Raw genomic sequence first — 14,691 nt, 5'->3', positions numbered from 1 at the left:
TCGGCCAACAAATAATTATATTGAGCACACAGCATAGACAGCCAATTGTCTATCTTCGCCTTTTGCTCTTTTGTTGGTTTTAACCGGTATTGGTACGCGATTATCATTGACTTGCTCTTTGGCTTATCGACCTACTATAATTATAGCAAGTGTGTCTACAAATAGTAATCCAAAATGAAAGATAAAAAAATAATAATCAGGATTACCGATTTTGAAAAAAGACAGTTGATACAAGAAGAACAGCGGCGCGGGATGACTCAATCAGAATTAATTAGGAGCTTGATAGCTCGCTTCCCTGTTCCGAGAGATCCTGTGCAAAATTCATCCCACACTCAATGCGCAGCATGAGTGTGGGATGAATTTTGCCGGAAAGCTAACCACGATCATATATCGCCCAATTCCTTCAATGTTTGAATGTCTTGTTGAAAATCTTCACGGTCATAATTGATACAAATTCTCCGATTAGAGAGTGCTTGTTGAAATTCAATTAGGTGCATGCCAGCTAGCTCACGGGCTTTACCAATACTAATTCTTTTCTGTTTATATAGCATAATGGCAATCTCAAGCTTCAAATCGGCTGCCGATAGTTTAGCAGCTTGCAACAACTCATCAGAAATTACAACACTCATAACCGACTCAGCATTTTCAACCCATTGTTTTGATTGTAGCCCAATGCCCACCTATTCAGAAGCGTCAACTTATCCAGGTATTGGCGGACTATCAGCCGATTCTTCACTTTCGGATTTTCTTTGCTTTTGGAGCAAGAACTCAGCAAAGTCAAACACTAATTGACGTTGCTTTGGCGACAATACCTGCAAAACTGCCAGCACATCATGTGGAATTACCATCGGTGGGGATTTTGATGTTCCCATAGACTACTCCTATATAGCACTACCCATTAAGATGTTTGACATTGTCTTGATGCAGTCGCTCATGGGGGAAACCACGGCAGTCGCTCATGGGGGGGACCCCCTTTGGCGGCGCTGCCTCCCCAAGACCGCGCTGCCTTCCCAAGACCGCGCTGCATCGCTTCTAAACTCCGAAACCTACTCCTAGCTTACTTTTGACTTCTGACTTCTCACTTCTGACTTGCGCGTAGCGCTATAAATCATCGGGATTGATGCCAAGGGTACGCAATTTTTCTGCCAATCGTTTTGCCCGTTGGGATTCCTGTTCTGCCCGTTGGTGTTCTTGTTCTGCCCGTTGGCGTTCTTGTTCTGCCCGTTGGCGTTCTTGTTCTGCCCGTTCTGCTGAAGTTGGAATCCAATTACCCGCCCCATCATACCAACGCAGCCACAACCCTTCTGTTTCTTGATATTTTCCTTGCCATACTCCTAACCCTAATTCTAGTTCTGGAATCCAAAATTTGGGCTCAGAAAGCTCTGCTTCCTGATACTGGGTGACAATTAATTGAAACACTCGCAACTGGTTTTCATAACGGTCAAAGACCACATAGTAAGGAATGCGCATGTATTGTTCATAGGCTTGCCATTTGGTGGGTGGCTTGTTGGCAGACCTTAGGGTTTGTCCTAAATCTTCGGCTTCGGTACCTGGTGATAGGAGTTCCACTACCAAAAATGGCACTCTTCCTTCCTGCCAAACCACATAACTCCAGCGCAGATCTTGTTGTTGTTGAGCAGGAGTGACACCCAATACCAGGAACCAATCCGGTCGTTTGTGCCACAATAAATGATGGCTATCGTAATATAAATTTAGGTCTGTACCAATGAACATCTCCTCCTTGGGATAGTTAGGAGGTTGGCAGGTTTCCCGCAATAGCTGGGGTTGGAAGTCGTGAAATTCGTCAGGCAAACCAGGCTCCTCTGGGTCTTCACTAGGTAGGTCATACATCGTGGGCATGGTTTCGCTGGGAGAAAGCGGTGGGTCAGTTTGGTACATGATCTTCTGTTGAACCTGATAGTTTGAGGGTAGCATTTGGGTCAGTTACCTAGGGTCCCAGCAGTGGGTTTGTTGCTGTTTGCGATCGCGTAGCGTAGCCCTTCGGGCTAATCGCCTTTGGCGCGGCTGAGGCCTTTGGCCACGCTGCGCGAACGCCGATCGCAAAAGCCATCTTCGGAGTATTAGCTACCGAGCCTATCCAGCTACAAAGTGTTGATGTGCCTCTGACTCTATTCCCTCCTGAAGCACTGACAATACCCGTTGCATTTCTCCAGCTAGTAACGCCCCTACTGCCAACTGCAATCCTGGAAACACATTACTGCTAAGCACCCCCAACTGATCTGGCTGCTGCTGGACATACTCCCCTGCATCCAATTCATACCAGCGAAACTGTTGCTCTTGCACCAGCCAAACTAAATACTCCTTTACTCCATTGCGCCGGTAAGCCCGTAGCTTGTCATGTAGGTCGTAGGAAGCACTACTGGCCGCAATTTCGACAATCAACTCCGGTGCTCCTTCTATATAGTCATCGTCAGTAATGCGGGACTGTCCACCCTTTTGTTGATCAATGCGCAGAATTGCATCTGGTTGGGGCTCATTATCAAAATCCAGCCGCACCGTAGGATTGTCTCCCAACATGACACCGGGGGTAGCGGCTTCGTAGACCCCTAGCCAGGTAATAATTTTCCCATGGGGATTGGCATGTTTCGTGATCCTGACGGGAGATGCCACGTAAACTACTCCTTCAATCAATTCTGCTTTCTTGGTATCAGGCATTGCCTGGTATCGTCGTTCAAATTCCACCCGAGTTAAGCGATCGCCGTTTTCAAGAATGGGAATTACCATCGGTTGTGATATTGATGTTGCCATAAATTACTCCTATAAATCATCGGGATTGATGCCAAGGGTACGCAATTTTTCTGCCAATCGTTTTGCCCGTTCTGCTGAAGTCTCAATCCAATTACCAGCTCCATCATACCAACGCAGCCACAACCCTTCTGTTTGTTGATATTTACCTTGCCATACTCCTAACCCTAATTCCAGTTTTGGAATCCAAAATTTGGGTTCAGAAAGTTCTACCGGTTGATACTGAGTGGCAATTAATTGAAACACGTGCAGCTGTTTTTCATAGCGGTCAAAAACTACATAGTAAGGAATGCGCATATACTGCTCATAGGCTTGCCATTTGGTTGGTGGCTTGTTGGCCGACCTTAGGGTTTGTCCTAAATCTTCAGCTTCGGTACCTGGTGATAGGAGTTCCACTACCAAAAATGGCGCTCTTCCTTCCTGCCAAACCACATAATTCCAGCGCAGGTCTTCTTGTTTTTCAGCAGGAGTTACATCTAATACCAGAAACCAATCTGGTCGCTTATGCCATAAGTAATGACGACTGTTGTAATATACATTCAGGTTTGTAGCAATGAACATCTCCTCCCTGGGATAGTTGGGAGGTTGGCAGGTTTCTCGCAGTAGTTGGGGTTGGAAGTCGTGAAATTCGTCAGGCAAACCAGGTTCCTCCCGGTCTTAACGAGGTGGATCAGTATTTTTGAATTTAGAATGAAGAATTTAGAATGAAGAATTTAGAATGAAGAATTCACCATTCTGCCTTCACCATTCTCCATTCTTACAAACAACCTCCCCTTCACCTAACACCAAAGGCGAACAACCTTTTTGATTTAAGAATTAATAATTTAAAATGCGCGAATTGGTAATTCTCCATTCTTAATTCTACATTCTCAATTCTACATTCTCCATTCTACATTCTTCATTCTGAAGAATCTTCTTCACCAATAGGATTAGGAACATCAAAAATAATCACAAATTCAGCCTCGGGCATCAGCCGTTTAAGAGCTGTCATATGACCCTCCGCATTGGATCGGTTACGGAAACGAGCGACAACGACTCGTTGCATCTGTGGTAACAAGCGAACGATTGCCCATGGGTATAGGCGTTGACTGTACGACATAATAAAATTACCTCCTTTTGAGTGGGAGACCCAGAGCCAGCCCGTGACGCTCTAACATCTGTGGGCTGGCTCTTCACTTATCTCCTTTTGAGTGTTCCTTTTTCTATAATAGCATAAAAATTGCATAATTATAACATATTTTGAAAATTTTTGTAACAATTTTTTGATGGAGAGGGAACAGCGGATCTGGGAACAGCGGATCTGGGAACAGGGAATAGTAAGTGCGATTGACTTGCTTGTCACGCTACGCGATGCTCCAAAAGAGCCGCTACGCGATTGACCTGCTTGTCACGCGGGGCGCGTTCGCTTTTACTGATCACAGCTAGATGGGATTGACCTGCTTGTCACGCTACGCGATTGACCTGCTTGTCACGCGGGGCGCGTTCGCTTTTACCCACCACAGCTATGTGCGATTGACCTGCTTGTCACGCGGGGCGCGTTCGCATTTATCGATCGCATCTAGCTGCGATCGCATTTACCGATCACAGCTAGATGCGATCGCATTTACTGATCAAAGCTAGATGCGATCGCATTTACTGATCACAGCTAGATGCGATCGCTTTTACTGATCACAGCTAGATGCGATCGCTTTTACTGATCACAGCTAGATGCGATCGCTTTTACTGATCACAGCTAGATCCGAACGCATTTACCGATCACAGCTAGATGCGATTGACCTGCTTGTCACGCGGGGCGCGTTCGCATTTACCGACCATAGCCATCTGCGATCACATTTATCTACCACAACCCATACTCTTCCCCCGATTCCCGATTCCCGATTCCCGATTCCCAATTCTAAATTCGCGCATTCTAAATTCGCGCATTCCCGATTCCCTGTAGTATCCACTGTCTAGAGAGGTATTTTTCACTTACGATTGAAAATTGTTATAGTTACGGGTTATTCAACAGGAAAACAAAGGGAGCTCTTGCCGAAATACCACCTGTAATTTCTGAAGCATACAATAGCGGTTATAAATTGAAGGTCAGACAGCTTAATTGAGTATAACGGAAAAAGAAACCAATAATTGTTCCATCTTTTTTCGGTTGCTCAATCGGTCTGGACTAGATCTATCGCAGTTTTCAATTGGTTGAGGTAGATTTTGGAGTTTAGGCAAAAGGCAAGAGGGAACAGGGAAAAAATCCTGTGTACTTCATAGGTATGAGAAACGCTATCAAAAACGCGATCGCGTAGCGTGACCAAAGGTCAATCGCATTTCACTGCGGCAGCGATGTTATAGCGTTTTCCATACTTACCAGCTACACGGCGTTGCTGAATAATGGAATGATTTGAAAAGTTTTGTAGAATGGGCATCTTGCCCGTTCGAGATCTTGCCCTTGCGGGCAGGATGCCCACTCTACTCAGATTCATTACTTGATTCAGCAACGCCAGCTACACTCCCGATTCCCGACTCCCGATTCCCGATTCCCGATTCCCTACTCCCTACTCCCTACTCCCTTAATAGTCGCAAAACCTATACACAACTTCAGCACAAATCATGAAAAACAACTCAGAAATACCAATCCCCAATCCTGCCCAAACCATGATGGCGGATGACCAATCCATGACCAATTCACCAGAAACTATGGACAATCAAGACCTAGGGATGGCAACCGCCCCATCCATGGAAAGCCCAAAAGAAGTCATCAACGTTGACGCCCAACATTCCTATCCTCCCTATCCTCCCTATAACCCACCATCCCTAACCCTTGACACAATTACTACTGTGACTATGCCAGTGCTGACTCCTGGTAACAATGGTGACGCCGTGCGATTTTTGCAGCAGATCCTAATCAGCTTGGGCTACACCATTGTTAAATTTAACGCCAATTTTGACCGATATACCTACCTAGGTGTAACTCAATTCCAACGCAACAACCGTTTGAAAGTGGATGGAGTAGTTGGCTGGCATACCTGGCGTAAGTTGGGTGAAGCTAGTGTCTCCCGGCGTCGTTACTAGGGAGTAGGGAAAGTTGAATGTAGAATGTAGAATTAAGAAGGTAGAATTAAGAAGGTAGAATTAAGAAGGTAGAATTAAGAAGGTAGAAGGTAGAAGGTAGAAGGTAGAAGGTAGAAGGTAGAAGGTAGAAGGTAGAAGGTAGAAGGTAGAAGGTAGAAGGGTTAATTTTAAATTCTTAATTCTTAATTCTCAATTCTTAATTCTTAATTCTTAATTCTTAATTCTCAATTCTTAATTCTCAATTCTCAATTCTTAATTCTCAATTCTCAATTCTTAATTCTCAATTCTCAATTCTCAATTCTCAATTCTCAATTCTTAATTCTCAATTCTTAATTCTCAATTCTCAATTCTCAATTCTTAATTCTCAATTCTTAATTCTCAATTCCCTATTGATTAATCATTGGTCAAGGAAAAATTGACAAAAATATTCTATAGTTTCACTATTGCTCAAACCCGTCTAGAATCTCATCTGGCAACGGGGCATCAAAATCATCTGGGACTTTGAACTGGCCTAGACAGAGTGCAAATGGACGTAACTGCTTTTGAGGAGGAGTGGTTTCAGACTTAGGAGCATCCATGATTGATTACCCTAAACTATAGTCCACTTTATTCTAGCTGGGAGTAGGGAACAGGGAACAGGCAAGAGGCATGCATGCAAGAGGCAAGAGGCAAGAGGGAACGCTGAGCTGACTCCCGATCTCCCCACACTTTCGACAGTTGAGAAAACCGTTGCACTGAGCACATAGTTCCGAAACTCCCCCCCCCGAAGTCGCTTTTCCTAATCAATAGTGATCACAAAACCGTTGCACTGGCCGCACAGTTGAGACACTTGGGACACTCCCCTTGCTCCGAAGTCCCGTTTTTATCAATAGGTATCAGAAAACCGTTGCACTGGCCGCACAGTTGATAAAACCATTGCACTGGCCGCACAGTTAATAAAACCATTGCACTGACCGCACACTTCCTCCTGTTCCCAGATCCGCTGTTCCCTGTTCCCTACTCCAAAAACCGTTGCACTGACCGCACACTTCCGACACTATTGCCTATTGCTAGCATGCCTATTGCCTACTCCCTACTCCCTGCTCCCTACTCCCTACTCCCTTCTAATTGCTATACTCAAACCGTTGGCTCTGGAACCGTGATCATGTACCAAATTCAGTTGAAGGAAGCAGAGACTAGACTCGCGGAACTACTTGAAGCAGCAGCAGCAGGGGAAGAGGTTGTCATCCTCGGTAGTGATGGGAAATCGTTTAGAATTGTGCCAATGATGGCAGTACAAGCAACGCCTAAGTTTGGTAGCGCTAAGGGGTTAGTTAAAATGTCAGAGGATTTTGACCAGCCGTTATATAGCAATTCTCTTTCCCATGAGGTACAAAGGGATCCCCCTAAATCCCCCTTATAAAGGGGGACTTTGAAGTTCATAAGCGTACCTCATAAATGCTAGAAACGTTATAATATTCTAGGGAACAGTGTATCTATTGATTTTTGAATCATTATAAAACGTAAATGTAGCAATGCCTGCTAAGGATATATTTCATGATGTTGTTAAAAAAGCGCTTGTCCAAGATAATTGGGTAATTACTCACGACCCCTTAACCTTAGATTTACGCGATCGCCAATTGCATATCGACTTAGGTGCCGAAAGGTTAATTGGTGCACAGAAGGAGAATCAGCAAATTGCTGTTGAAATTAAAAGCTTTGTCTCATCTTCTAGTGTATTTCAATTTCATTTAGCTTTAGGGCAGTTTTTGAATTACCGGATCGTACTACGCCTGAAGCAACCACAGCGATTACTTTATTTGGCTGTTCCCTTATCCATTTACGACGATTTTTTTTGTGAAGAACTCCCTCAACTTAGTATTAAAGAGTATCAAGTTAAGCTGTTAGTCTTCGATCCTGAAGAGGAAGTAATTGTGAAATGGATAAATTAAACCAGTATCGTGAAGCGATTAAGAAAATATTGACCGATTACAGCAAAATAAAACCTTCGTTTGGTGATATAGACCGTTATACTTCGTTTGATCTAGAAAACGACCACTATCAAATTATCAGTGTGGGTTGGGAAGAGCATCGCCGTGTCTATGGCTGCTTGATTCATATTGATATTATCAATGACAAAATTTGGATTCAATACGATGGGACTGAATATGGTGTGGCGAATGAGCTGACTGATGTGGGAATTCCTAAGTATGACATTGTATTAGCCTTTCATACTCCGTTTATGCGTCAGTATAGTGATTTTGCGGTCGGTTGAAGGGAATAGGGAGTAGGGAGTAGGGAGTAGGGAGTAGGGAGTAGGGAGTAGGGAGTAGGGAGCAATGGAAAGAGCCCGTATTCAAAATTTTTTGTGAGTTGAATCGCAGAATTTTTCTTATACAGTAAGCTTTCTAAGTTTTTTGACTGTAAATTTAGCATAAAAGGTACTGAAGAACCGATTTTGCTTTTGTTTCAGGATTGTGACAGCATAGGGATACAGCGTTTTTCATAACTATCAGGTAGACAGGATTTTTTCCCTCTTCCCACTTCCGACTTCCGAAGTCCCTACTCCCTACTCCCTACTACTCCCTACTCCCTGCTCCCTACTCCCTAAAACCCAAGAATTTTTACCTCACCCAAATAAGAATTGCCATCAGTGAAGAACCGATTTTGCTTTTGTTTCAGGATTGTGACAGCATAGGGATACAGCGTTTTTCATAACTATCAGGTAGACAGGATTTTTTCCCTCTTCCCACTTCCGACTTCCGAAGTCCCTACTCCCTACTACTCCCTACTACTCCCTACTACTCCCTACTCCCTACTACTCCCTACTACTCCCTACTCCCTACTCCCTACTCCCTACTCCCTGTTCCCTATGCAATAATAACGATAGACAACAATGGGGGAGTCATGAACATGAGCGAAGTTGTGTTTTTGGTTGAGGAAGATCCGGAAGGGGGTTATACAGCCAGAGCTTTAGGAGAATCTATATTTACTCAAGCAGACACGTTAGATGAGCTGAGAACGATGGTTCGAGATGCTGTTGAGTGTCATTTTGAAGGTAGTGATAAAGATGTAGTGGTTTCGCTACGGTCTGGTAAAGGTAACAGGATCTAAAATCACGAATTGTTTACCACTATAGCAGTTCTCAAAGATCTGACTCCCCATCTCCCCAAACTTCCCATCTCCCGATCTCCCCAGCTCTCCATCTCCCGATCTCCCCAGCTCCCCAGCTCCCCACACTCCCCACACTTCCCACACTCCCTACTCCCTACTCCCTACTCCCTACTCCCTATTTCCCGTCGATACCGAGCACGTGCTGGTGTCCCCCAGCATACTTGCTGCTCTGGGATATTACTAAACACACTGCTGCGAGCACCAATTACCGCATTGGCTCCAATGTGGACACCGGGAGCAACGAAGCAATCGGTGGCAATCCAGGCTCCGTTACCAACATGAATCTCACCTGTGATTAACCCAAATCTTGGGTCTTTGATATCGTGACTACCGGTACAGAGGTAACATTTTTGCGAAATAACACAATGACTACCAATGCGAATTCGATCGACACTGTAGAAAACTACATCATCCCCAATCCAACTGTAGTCACCAACTTCTACTTTCCAGGGGTAAGTAAAACGAGCAGTGGGTCGAATGATGACATTAGTACCAATCTTGGCTCCAAATAGTTGTAGCAGCCATCGGCGGAAACCATTGAAGTTATGAAGACTTAAGGGAAATGCGATCGCTTGCACCAACCACCAGATTAAGATTAGCCAGCTGGGACGCCCTCGGTCAAATCGAGATGAGTCGTATTGGCTTAAATCTACTAAGGGGGCTATTTCTAAAGCTGGTGGTTTACTTAAGTCAGTAGTCATATATTGGTTTGGTTGAAGGTTATCTGTCAGAATTAAGAATTAAGAATGTAGAATGTAGAATTAAGAATTAAGAATTAAGAATGTAGAATTTATAATTTAGAATCTATAAGGCAGAATCTAGAATGTAGAAGGCAGAAGCCAGAAGGCAGAATCTAGAATGTATAATTTATAATTCTACATTCAAAAATGTTGTTCGCCTTTGGTATTCGCGTAGGGTAGATTATAAGAATGTAGAATGTAGAATTAAGAATTAAGAATTAAGAATGTAGAATTTATAATTTAGAATCTATAAGGCAGAATCTAGAATGTAGAAGGCAGAAGCCAGAAGGCAGAATCTAGAATGTATAATTTATAATTCTACATTCAAAAATGTTGTTCGCCTTTGGTATTCGCGTAGGGTAGATTATCTGTCAGAATGCATAATTCCAAATTCTACATTCTTAATTCTACATTCTTAATTCCCGATTCCCGACTCCCGATTCCCGATTCCCGACTCCCGATTCCCGACTCCCGATTCCCGATTCTTCATTCTTCATTCTTCATTCTTCATTCTTCATTCTTCATTCTTCATTCTTCATTCTTCATTCTTAATTCTTAATTCTCAATTACGCTCTCAAATAATAATGAAGACTCGCCCCACTATGACCAGTGATAATCCAGACCACCGAGCGCCCTACATCCCGTAGCACTGGCAGCCAGGATTCCTCAGGCTGCTGGGAAGGAATGGCGACAGGAGTGAAGGCAATACCCTGACTGCCGAAAATAAAGAAGGCGATCGCAATCGACCGACGCATATGAAAGTCTGAGGTGATTAGATACACATGGTGGATGTCATGGGTTTGGAAATCTTGAACCAGGGAGGTAAAGTTGGTGACGGTATCGATAGCACGGCGATCAAGATTTACTCGCTGATCAGGAATACCTGCTTCCCGAAAGACCTTTTGGGCTTGTGGGGTGGGCTCTCCAGAAGAGACCCAAATATCAAGGTTAGGATGTTGCTGAGCAAACTCAGCTGTAAATTTTTCCCGTGTGATATCTCCACCGAGGGTCAGAATCACCTGAGGAGTGGGGGATTGGAGATGGGCGAACCCTAAGCGAATGGGGATAAAGGTAAGAGCAATACATAGGATGGTAAGGGTAAATACCGCCCGCATTTTGCGTAGGGTTTTGCGAGGGTAGCCAAAGCCAGGTTTATTGGTGAAACGTCGGCGTGAAGATAAGTTTCGTTTCATGGCTCAATACAAGGATTTTCCCGTAGGTTGAGTTGTAGGGAGCAGGGAGTAGGGAGTAGGGAGTAGGGAGTAGGGAGTAGGGAGTAGGGAGTAGGGAGTAGGGAGTAGGGAGTAGGGAGTAGGGAGTAGGGAGTAGGGAGTAGGGAGTAAAGAGTAGAGAGTAGAAGAGTCTTGGGGATCCAGTCCGGTCTTGAGGGTTCCCCCCATCTCCCCATCTCCCCGCGCCCCCGCCCCGCGCCCCCGCCCCACACTCCCGATTCCCGACTCCCGATTCCCGATTCCCGATTCCCGATTCCCGATTCCCGATTCCCGATTCCCGATTCCCGATTCCCGATTCCCGATTCCCGATTCCCGATTCCCTATTTGACAATGGTTAAAATTTACTGCTTCTGTAATTTTTCAAATTCAATCAACCGAATAGATAACAGAGTTTCCGCTAGCATCCGTTGAAATGCGTAATACCAACCATGCCAACCATCGAAAATTCCGCCCTTAAGAATCAGACAGTAAAATAGGATAATAAAGGGAGCAATGATTTTTTGTTTGCGAATCCTGTCACCTAAACTAATTTCATTATCTGGGGTCTGGGTTAGTTTTTTGACTTCAATTATCATGTATCGGTCTTGGGCCCACAACCATCGGCTTAAAGGTTTGCGGTCATCGTGATGAATGTAGGAAGAGAGTGTTGCTGAGTTGCCATTAACTTGCAAAAGCTGGGTGTGACCATCATCAATATACGTTGATTTTTCTTTGCGAAATAAAACTTGACGAGGGGGAAGTATCGTTCCTCTAAGGGGTTTGCCAAAAACACAATATTTGAATTTGGCAAAATAGCCATTAATATCGGTATCTATTTGTAAAGCTTTTATTTCAGCTATTAACTCATTGGTGACACTGTAATCAGCATCTAATGACAGTACCCATTCTGATGTGACTTGTTCTAGACCGTAATTCCATTGTGTTGCGTGGGTGTCAAATTTTCGCTGAAATACTTGAACTTGGGGGTAATATTTGACAATTTCTAAGGTTTCATCGGTGCTGTAACTATCAATTACAACAATTGTCTTTGCCCAGGTAAGCTGTTGAAGGGTACGTTCGATATTAGGCGCTTCGTTGTAGGTGAGAATGAGTGGGGTAATTTTTTCTAGCATTCCCGAAAAATTTGTTAAAATAATATCTTGTTAAGATAAGATCGAAATAGGTTGATTTTGGATGATAGATTTATAAACTTGAATCAGTTTTTTTGCTATGGAATCCCAGGTGTATTGTTCAAAGATAAGTTGACGAGCGCGAGTTCCCATTTCTTTGGCTTGTTGGGGAAATTGTAAACACTGGTTTAAAGCATTGGCAATAGCCTCAGCATCAATATCAACTACATGGGCAACGTTTGCAGTAGCAGCTTCTGGAAAATTACAGCCTGTGGTAATAACACAAGGTAAACCTGAAGCCATACCTTCCAGCACAGACATACTAAACCCTTCAGAATAAGAAGGGGCAACATAAATACTAGCAGCAGCAAGGGCAGCATATTTGAGAGAGCCTGTTAGCATCCCTGTAAAGGTAACAGCATCCAGACAACCTGCATTAGCAAAGTAGTCTTTGGCCGTAGGTAAGAAACCAATGTTATCAGGACCTGCAAGAATTAGGTGAGTATGGGAAAATTTAGAGTGTATTTTACCAAAAGCTGTGGCTAGCAAGTCTAATCCTTTTTTGGGGTCGATACGTCCTAAGAAAAGAATCAGAGTTTTGTTACGAGTAGCTGGAAACTGTTGATAAAAAAGTTCCGGATTAGGGAGTTGTTCAAAGTCTTGACGGTGAATGCCGTTAGGGGCAATAGTAACAGGAGTTTTGAGCTTGAGGGGTTTAATTTGTTCCGCTTCCGTAGAGGCTAGCATTTGCAGTGCGCTAGCGTTTTGGAGAGCCGGTTTTTCTAATAGAGTATAGTAGATACGTTTTTTCCAGCCTTTATAGGAAAGTGCCCAAGGGTCAAGCATGCCGTGGGGGATAATAACATAAGGGATATTATACCATTGACAAGCCCAGTAAGCAGCTAGGTTAGGAACTGAAAAAATCGCATTAGTTTGGACTAAGTCATAATCGCCGATGTGTTGGTATAGCCACTTACTCAGAGAAAAACTAAATTTGTAGTCTCCAATCCCTTTGTAAGGAAAAAACTGTAGGCGATAATTAGTTTTAGGTAACCAGGTTTTGATAGGGGCTTCTATCACCTCAGAACCATTAGCATTAGTGGCTACCAGGTCAACAGTAATGCCTAAGTTACCCAATGCTTGAGCTAGTTCCACTACGCATTTAGATGTACCCCCATAAACAGCCCCTAAAGCAGGAATAACAATCAGAATTTTCATCAGTAATTAGTGATTAGCTAAGGCGTATTCAACAGCATTTATCAAACCTTGAGCAAAATAGTCGGGAGAGAATTTCTGGATGTGTTCCAGGGCGGCTTGACTGAGATTGTCTAGGTCAATTTTCCCTGAACTTACCTTGAACATTAACTTAGTTAGCTGTTCCCTATCATAGGGATTAAAACCAAATCCATTGATCCCTTCAACTACTAAATCTTCAAAACAGCCACAGCGATTAGACACTAGCACTGGTAAGCCAGCTGCCATAGCTTCATTCACAACTAATCCCCATTGTTCGTGAGTACTAGCATGGATAAAGCAGCCAGCGTGAGCAAAATAAGGCAGAAGTTCTTGTTGTTGTAAAAAACCAGTTATATGAATAAACTTAGTCAACCCTAAGTCTTTAATCTGTTGCTCAATTTGAGAGCGCATTGAACCATCCCCACACAGGACTAAATCCCAAGCCCTGTCTTTAGCTAGTTGGCGATAGGTAGCGTAGGCTGAAATTATAAAAGGGAGATTTTTCTTAGGGATAAAGCGATTGATAGCCAGGAAGTAGGGCTTTTTTAAAGGAGGTGCCAGAGATTTAATTTTGTCGGGATGGAAAGCATCATTACCTACGACATTATAGCCGCAAAAAATGGCTTCCTTAGGTACTCCTAATTTGATCAAGTAACGTTGTTGTGGTTGCCCGCCCACTAAAGCCGATTTATACCGGTTAAGTAGCCAGCGCTTTATCGTTTCACGCCACCAAATTCTAGTAAAATCGGTTTCTGTAGTCTCCGAAAGCAAAATTGGTAGTTTACCGTGCCATAAACTCCATACTAAAGTGGCAACCATGGCTGATTCAAAATAGCCAGCAATCACCACCACATCAGGTTGAACCTTCCTTAGGGTAGAGTAAAGTTTTGGGAGTAATTCATAACATTTTACCTCCTCTCGCTGTCGATCGCTGACAACAGAAATAAGCGGAAATGGAAGATTTTGTAAATTAGCTTTCCAGGCATAGTCAGCTTCGGATCTTGCTAATTCTATACCAACTACATTCCATCCTATTTGATGAAAGTGCTGGTGCAAAGCACTAACACGGGCAATATGGTAGGGGCCATAGTTAGTAAACAATACTGCGATTTTGAGCACTTGATTTAGATAAAAATATATATATACTAAATTCTGTTTTAAGTCGCACCTAAATTTTGCGTAGTGGCGTGGCACACCTAAAAATGTTTGTTGGGTTGAGCGGTAGGGAAACCCAACAAAGCGTTACTGGTGTTGGGTTTCATTCTTCAACCCAACCTACGCTTATTGCACCATTTTAGATGTGTCGGTCTAGTAGGGTGCGTTAGGGGGGTTTTCATTTTCCGCCTCGTAGCCAGGGTTAGGTTGCTGCCCGTAACGCACCACCGGGTCAAACAGCTT

General features: G+C 43.6%; 29 protein-coding genes. 11 read left to right on the top strand and 18 right to left on the bottom strand.

Annotated features, from left to right (window positions below; genetic code table 11):
• From F6K46_RS25295 to F6K46_RS25285, 3 genes are all read right to left on the bottom strand, one after another.
• The coding region (locus tag F6K46_RS25295; protein WP_293061279.1) for a helix-turn-helix domain-containing protein at positions 1–107 on the bottom strand (107 nt) is incomplete at its 3' end.
• 276 nt (positions 108–383) lie between these two features.
• The gene (locus F6K46_RS25290) at positions 384–629 is read right to left on the bottom strand and encodes a UPF0175 family protein (protein WP_293042976.1); all 246 of its coding nucleotides are present in this window, start codon (positions 627–629) and stop codon (positions 384–386) included.
• A 69-nt stretch (positions 630–698) separates the two neighbouring features.
• Complete coding sequence (locus F6K46_RS25285; RefSeq protein WP_149031291.1) at positions 699–872, bottom strand: DUF2281 domain-containing protein; 174 nt, start codon at positions 870–872, stop codon at positions 699–701.
• Between the two features lie 49 nt (positions 873–921).
• Here F6K46_RS25285 and F6K46_RS25280 point away from each other — a divergent pair, with 49 nt between their 5' ends.
• Positions 922–1,056, top strand: a complete 135-nt coding sequence (locus F6K46_RS25280; protein ID WP_293062195.1) for a hypothetical protein — start codon at positions 922–924, stop codon at positions 1,054–1,056.
• Between the two features lie 45 nt (positions 1,057–1,101).
• Here the strand turns inward: F6K46_RS25280 and F6K46_RS25275 are convergent, their stop codons facing one another.
• The 5 genes from F6K46_RS25275 to F6K46_RS25255 all read right to left on the bottom strand — a co-directional run bounded on the left by F6K46_RS25275 (position 1,102) and on the right by F6K46_RS25255 (position 3,865).
• Positions 1,102–1,899, bottom strand: a complete 798-nt coding sequence (locus F6K46_RS25275) for a Uma2 family endonuclease (protein ID WP_293062193.1) — start codon at positions 1,897–1,899, stop codon at positions 1,102–1,104.
• 49 nt (positions 1,900–1,948) lie between these two features.
• Entirely contained in the window at positions 1,949–2,071 is a 123-nt protein-coding gene (locus F6K46_RS25270; protein ID WP_293062191.1) for a hypothetical protein, read from the bottom strand.
• A 23-nt stretch (positions 2,072–2,094) separates the two neighbouring features.
• Entirely contained in the window at positions 2,095–2,769 is a 675-nt protein-coding gene (locus tag F6K46_RS25265) for a Uma2 family endonuclease (RefSeq protein WP_293062189.1), read from the bottom strand.
• Between the two features lie 9 nt (positions 2,770–2,778).
• On the bottom strand, positions 2,779–3,405 hold the full coding sequence (locus F6K46_RS25260; RefSeq protein WP_293062187.1) for a Uma2 family endonuclease: 627 nt from the start codon (positions 3,403–3,405) through the stop codon (positions 2,779–2,781).
• A gap of 259 nt (positions 3,406–3,664) precedes the next feature.
• The gene (locus F6K46_RS25255) at positions 3,665–3,865 is read right to left on the bottom strand and encodes a hypothetical protein (RefSeq protein ID WP_293062185.1); all 201 of its coding nucleotides are present in this window, start codon (positions 3,863–3,865) and stop codon (positions 3,665–3,667) included.
• 326 nt (positions 3,866–4,191) lie between these two features.
• Here F6K46_RS25255 and F6K46_RS25250 point away from each other — a divergent pair, with 326 nt between their 5' ends.
• Both F6K46_RS25250 and F6K46_RS25245 read left to right on the top strand, forming a co-directional pair.
• On the top strand, positions 4,192–4,386 hold the full coding sequence (locus tag F6K46_RS25250; protein ID WP_293062184.1) for a hypothetical protein: 195 nt from the start codon (positions 4,192–4,194) through the stop codon (positions 4,384–4,386).
• Between the two features lie 87 nt (positions 4,387–4,473).
• Positions 4,474–4,719, top strand: coding sequence for a hypothetical protein (locus F6K46_RS25245; RefSeq protein ID WP_293042986.1), 246 nt, complete (start codon positions 4,474–4,476; stop codon positions 4,717–4,719).
• Between the two features lie 194 nt (positions 4,720–4,913).
• Here F6K46_RS25245 and F6K46_RS25240 read toward each other — a convergent pair whose 3' ends face one another.
• Complete coding sequence (locus tag F6K46_RS25240; RefSeq protein WP_293062182.1) at positions 4,914–5,066, bottom strand: hypothetical protein; 153 nt, start codon at positions 5,064–5,066, stop codon at positions 4,914–4,916.
• An 86-nt stretch (positions 5,067–5,152) separates the two neighbouring features.
• Here F6K46_RS25240 and F6K46_RS25235 point away from each other — a divergent pair, with 86 nt between their 5' ends.
• Both F6K46_RS25235 and F6K46_RS25230 read left to right on the top strand, forming a co-directional pair.
• Positions 5,153–5,365 (top strand): hypothetical protein, encoded by a 213-nt coding sequence (locus tag F6K46_RS25235; protein WP_293062180.1) that lies wholly within the window; start codon positions 5,153–5,155, stop codon positions 5,363–5,365.
• Positions 5,362–5,823, top strand: coding sequence for a peptidoglycan-binding domain-containing protein (locus F6K46_RS25230; RefSeq protein ID WP_293025384.1), 462 nt, complete (start codon positions 5,362–5,364; stop codon positions 5,821–5,823). The genes F6K46_RS25235 and F6K46_RS25230 overlap by 4 nt, the downstream gene beginning before the upstream one ends.
• Positions 5,824–6,263: 440 nt before the next feature.
• Here F6K46_RS25230 and F6K46_RS25225 read toward each other — a convergent pair whose 3' ends face one another.
• Positions 6,264–6,401 (bottom strand): hypothetical protein, encoded by a 138-nt coding sequence (locus tag F6K46_RS25225; protein ID WP_293025383.1) that lies wholly within the window; start codon positions 6,399–6,401, stop codon positions 6,264–6,266.
• A gap of 28 nt (positions 6,402–6,429) precedes the next feature.
• Positions 6,430–6,567, bottom strand: a complete 138-nt coding sequence (locus F6K46_RS25220) for a hypothetical protein (protein ID WP_293025382.1) — start codon at positions 6,565–6,567, stop codon at positions 6,430–6,432.
• 295 nt (positions 6,568–6,862) lie between these two features.
• Here F6K46_RS25220 and F6K46_RS25215 point away from each other — a divergent pair, with 295 nt between their 5' ends.
• From F6K46_RS25215 to F6K46_RS25205, 3 genes are all read left to right on the top strand, one after another.
• Positions 6,863–7,225, top strand: coding sequence for a hypothetical protein (locus F6K46_RS25215; RefSeq protein ID WP_293062178.1), 363 nt, complete (start codon positions 6,863–6,865; stop codon positions 7,223–7,225).
• 112 nt (positions 7,226–7,337) lie between these two features.
• Positions 7,338–7,754, top strand: a complete 417-nt coding sequence (locus F6K46_RS25210; protein ID WP_293025380.1) for a XisH family protein — start codon at positions 7,338–7,340, stop codon at positions 7,752–7,754.
• Positions 7,742–8,077 (top strand): XisI protein, encoded by a 336-nt coding sequence (locus tag F6K46_RS25205; RefSeq protein WP_293062176.1) that lies wholly within the window; start codon positions 7,742–7,744, stop codon positions 8,075–8,077. Before F6K46_RS25210 ends, F6K46_RS25205 begins: the two co-directional genes overlap by 13 nt.
• Here F6K46_RS25205 and F6K46_RS25200 read toward each other — a convergent pair.
• On the bottom strand, positions 8,050–8,238 hold the full coding sequence (locus F6K46_RS25200) for a hypothetical protein (protein WP_293062173.1): 189 nt from the start codon (positions 8,236–8,238) through the stop codon (positions 8,050–8,052). The genes F6K46_RS25205 and F6K46_RS25200 overlap by 28 nt on opposite strands.
• Before the next feature lie 477 nt (positions 8,239–8,715).
• Between F6K46_RS25200 and F6K46_RS25195 the strand changes: the two genes are divergently transcribed.
• Positions 8,716–8,916 (top strand): 2-oxoisovalerate dehydrogenase, encoded by a 201-nt coding sequence (locus F6K46_RS25195; protein ID WP_293117464.1) that lies wholly within the window; start codon positions 8,716–8,718, stop codon positions 8,914–8,916.
• A gap of 161 nt (positions 8,917–9,077) precedes the next feature.
• Here F6K46_RS25195 and hpsU read toward each other — a convergent pair whose 3' ends face one another.
• On the bottom strand, positions 9,078–9,677 hold the full coding sequence (gene hpsU / locus F6K46_RS25190; RefSeq protein WP_293062169.1) for a hormogonium polysaccharide biosynthesis acetyltransferase HpsU: 600 nt from the start codon (positions 9,675–9,677) through the stop codon (positions 9,078–9,080).
• Positions 9,678–10,092: 415 nt separating this feature from the next.
• Between hpsU and F6K46_RS25185 the strand changes: the two genes are divergently transcribed.
• Positions 10,093–10,275: a hypothetical protein gene (locus F6K46_RS25185; protein ID WP_293062167.1), complete on the top strand. Its 183-nt coding sequence runs from the start codon at positions 10,093–10,095 to the stop codon at positions 10,273–10,275.
• Between the two features lie 7 nt (positions 10,276–10,282).
• On the opposite strand, the gene F6K46_RS25180 is transcribed toward F6K46_RS25185, so the two are convergent.
• Complete coding sequence (locus F6K46_RS25180; RefSeq protein ID WP_293062165.1) at positions 10,283–10,909, bottom strand: YdcF family protein; 627 nt, start codon at positions 10,907–10,909, stop codon at positions 10,283–10,285.
• A gap of 3 nt (positions 10,910–10,912) precedes the next feature.
• Positions 10,913–11,116, bottom strand: coding sequence for a hypothetical protein (locus tag F6K46_RS25175; RefSeq protein ID WP_293062163.1), 204 nt, complete (start codon positions 11,114–11,116; stop codon positions 10,913–10,915).
• Between F6K46_RS25175 and F6K46_RS25170 the strand changes: the two genes are divergently transcribed.
• Positions 11,100–11,276, top strand: coding sequence for a hypothetical protein (locus F6K46_RS25170; protein WP_293062161.1), 177 nt, complete (start codon positions 11,100–11,102; stop codon positions 11,274–11,276). The two genes, F6K46_RS25175 and F6K46_RS25170, sit on opposite strands and share 17 nt — an antisense overlap.
• A 13-nt stretch (positions 11,277–11,289) precedes the next feature.
• On the opposite strand, the gene F6K46_RS25165 is transcribed toward F6K46_RS25170, so the two are convergent.
• The 3 genes from F6K46_RS25165 to F6K46_RS25155 are packed head-to-tail and all read right to left on the bottom strand — an operon-like array spanning position 11,290 to position 14,412.
• Positions 11,290–12,060 (bottom strand): glycosyltransferase family 2 protein, encoded by a 771-nt coding sequence (locus tag F6K46_RS25165; protein WP_293062158.1) that lies wholly within the window; start codon positions 12,058–12,060, stop codon positions 11,290–11,292.
• Positions 12,061–12,090: 30 nt separating this feature from the next.
• The gene (locus tag F6K46_RS25160; protein WP_293062156.1) at positions 12,091–13,275 is read right to left on the bottom strand and encodes a glycosyltransferase; all 1,185 of its coding nucleotides are present in this window, start codon (positions 13,273–13,275) and stop codon (positions 12,091–12,093) included.
• Positions 13,276–13,281: 6 nt separating this feature from the next.
• Positions 13,282–14,412 carry a glycosyltransferase family 4 protein gene (locus tag F6K46_RS25155; protein ID WP_293062154.1) on the bottom strand — a complete coding sequence of 377 codons (1,131 nt, stop codon included), beginning with the start codon at positions 14,410–14,412 and terminating at the stop codon, positions 13,282–13,284.
• Between the last annotated feature and the right edge of the window lie 279 nt (positions 14,413–14,691).

The sequence above is a fragment of the Moorena sp. SIO3E8 genome, from assembly GCF_010692445.1.
In the GTDB taxonomy this organism is placed as follows: Bacteria; Cyanobacteriota; Cyanobacteriia; order Cyanobacteriales; family Coleofasciculaceae; genus Moorena; species Moorena bouillonii.
The sequence above is the reverse complement of the archived record's forward strand: the minus strand, read 5'-3'. Positions and strand labels throughout refer to the sequence as shown.

Bases quoted from the DNA above. Each gene is read 5' to 3' on its own strand.
- F6K46_RS25205 (WP_293062176.1), top strand. From the start codon at position 7,742: ATGGATAAATTAAACCAGTATCGTGAAGCGATTAAGAAAATATTGACC.
- F6K46_RS25245 (WP_293042986.1), top strand. From the start codon at position 4,474: ATGCGATCGCTTTTACTGATCACAGCTAGATCCGAACGCATTTACCGA.
- F6K46_RS25270 (WP_293062191.1), bottom strand. From the start codon at position 2,071: ATGGCTTTTGCGATCGGCGTTCGCGCAGCGTGGCCAAAGGCCTCAGCC.
- F6K46_RS25195 (WP_293117464.1), top strand. From the start codon at position 8,716: ATGAGCGAAGTTGTGTTTTTGGTTGAGGAAGATCCGGAAGGGGGTTAT.
- F6K46_RS25230 (WP_293025384.1), top strand. From the start codon at position 5,362: ATGAAAAACAACTCAGAAATACCAATCCCCAATCCTGCCCAAACCATG.
- F6K46_RS25225 (WP_293025383.1), bottom strand. From the start codon at position 6,401: ATGGATGCTCCTAAGTCTGAAACCACTCCTCCTCAAAAGCAGTTACGT.
- F6K46_RS25180 (WP_293062165.1), bottom strand. From the start codon at position 10,909: ATGAAACGAAACTTATCTTCACGCCGACGTTTCACCAATAAACCTGGC.
- F6K46_RS25210 (WP_293025380.1), top strand. From the start codon at position 7,338: ATGCCTGCTAAGGATATATTTCATGATGTTGTTAAAAAAGCGCTTGTC.
- F6K46_RS25275 (WP_293062193.1), bottom strand. From the start codon at position 1,899: ATGTACCAAACTGACCCACCGCTTTCTCCCAGCGAAACCATGCCCACG.
- F6K46_RS25250 (WP_293062184.1), top strand. From the start codon at position 4,192: ATGGGATTGACCTGCTTGTCACGCTACGCGATTGACCTGCTTGTCACG.
- F6K46_RS25185 (WP_293062167.1), top strand. From the start codon at position 10,093: ATGCATAATTCCAAATTCTACATTCTTAATTCTACATTCTTAATTCCC.
- F6K46_RS25165 (WP_293062158.1), bottom strand. From the start codon at position 12,060: ATGCTAGAAAAAATTACCCCACTCATTCTCACCTACAACGAAGCGCCT.
- F6K46_RS25175 (WP_293062163.1), bottom strand. From the start codon at position 11,116: ATGGGGGGAACCCTCAAGACCGGACTGGATCCCCAAGACTCTTCTACT.
- F6K46_RS25255 (WP_293062185.1), bottom strand. From the start codon at position 3,865: ATGTCGTACAGTCAACGCCTATACCCATGGGCAATCGTTCGCTTGTTA.
- F6K46_RS25285 (WP_149031291.1), bottom strand. From the start codon at position 872: ATGGGAACATCAAAATCCCCACCGATGGTAATTCCACATGATGTGCTG.
- hpsU (WP_293062169.1), bottom strand. From the start codon at position 9,677: ATGACTACTGACTTAAGTAAACCACCAGCTTTAGAAATAGCCCCCTTA.
- F6K46_RS25280 (WP_293062195.1), top strand. From the start codon at position 922: ATGCAGTCGCTCATGGGGGAAACCACGGCAGTCGCTCATGGGGGGGAC.
- F6K46_RS25160 (WP_293062156.1), bottom strand. From the start codon at position 13,275: ATGAAAATTCTGATTGTTATTCCTGCTTTAGGGGCTGTTTATGGGGGT.
- F6K46_RS25290 (WP_293042976.1), bottom strand. From the start codon at position 629: ATGAGTGTTGTAATTTCTGATGAGTTGTTGCAAGCTGCTAAACTATCG.
- F6K46_RS25200 (WP_293062173.1), bottom strand. From the start codon at position 8,238: ATGCTAAATTTACAGTCAAAAAACTTAGAAAGCTTACTGTATAAGAAA.
- F6K46_RS25265 (WP_293062189.1), bottom strand. From the start codon at position 2,769: ATGGCAACATCAATATCACAACCGATGGTAATTCCCATTCTTGAAAAC.
- F6K46_RS25220 (WP_293025382.1), bottom strand. From the start codon at position 6,567: ATGTGCTCAGTGCAACGGTTTTCTCAACTGTCGAAAGTGTGGGGAGAT.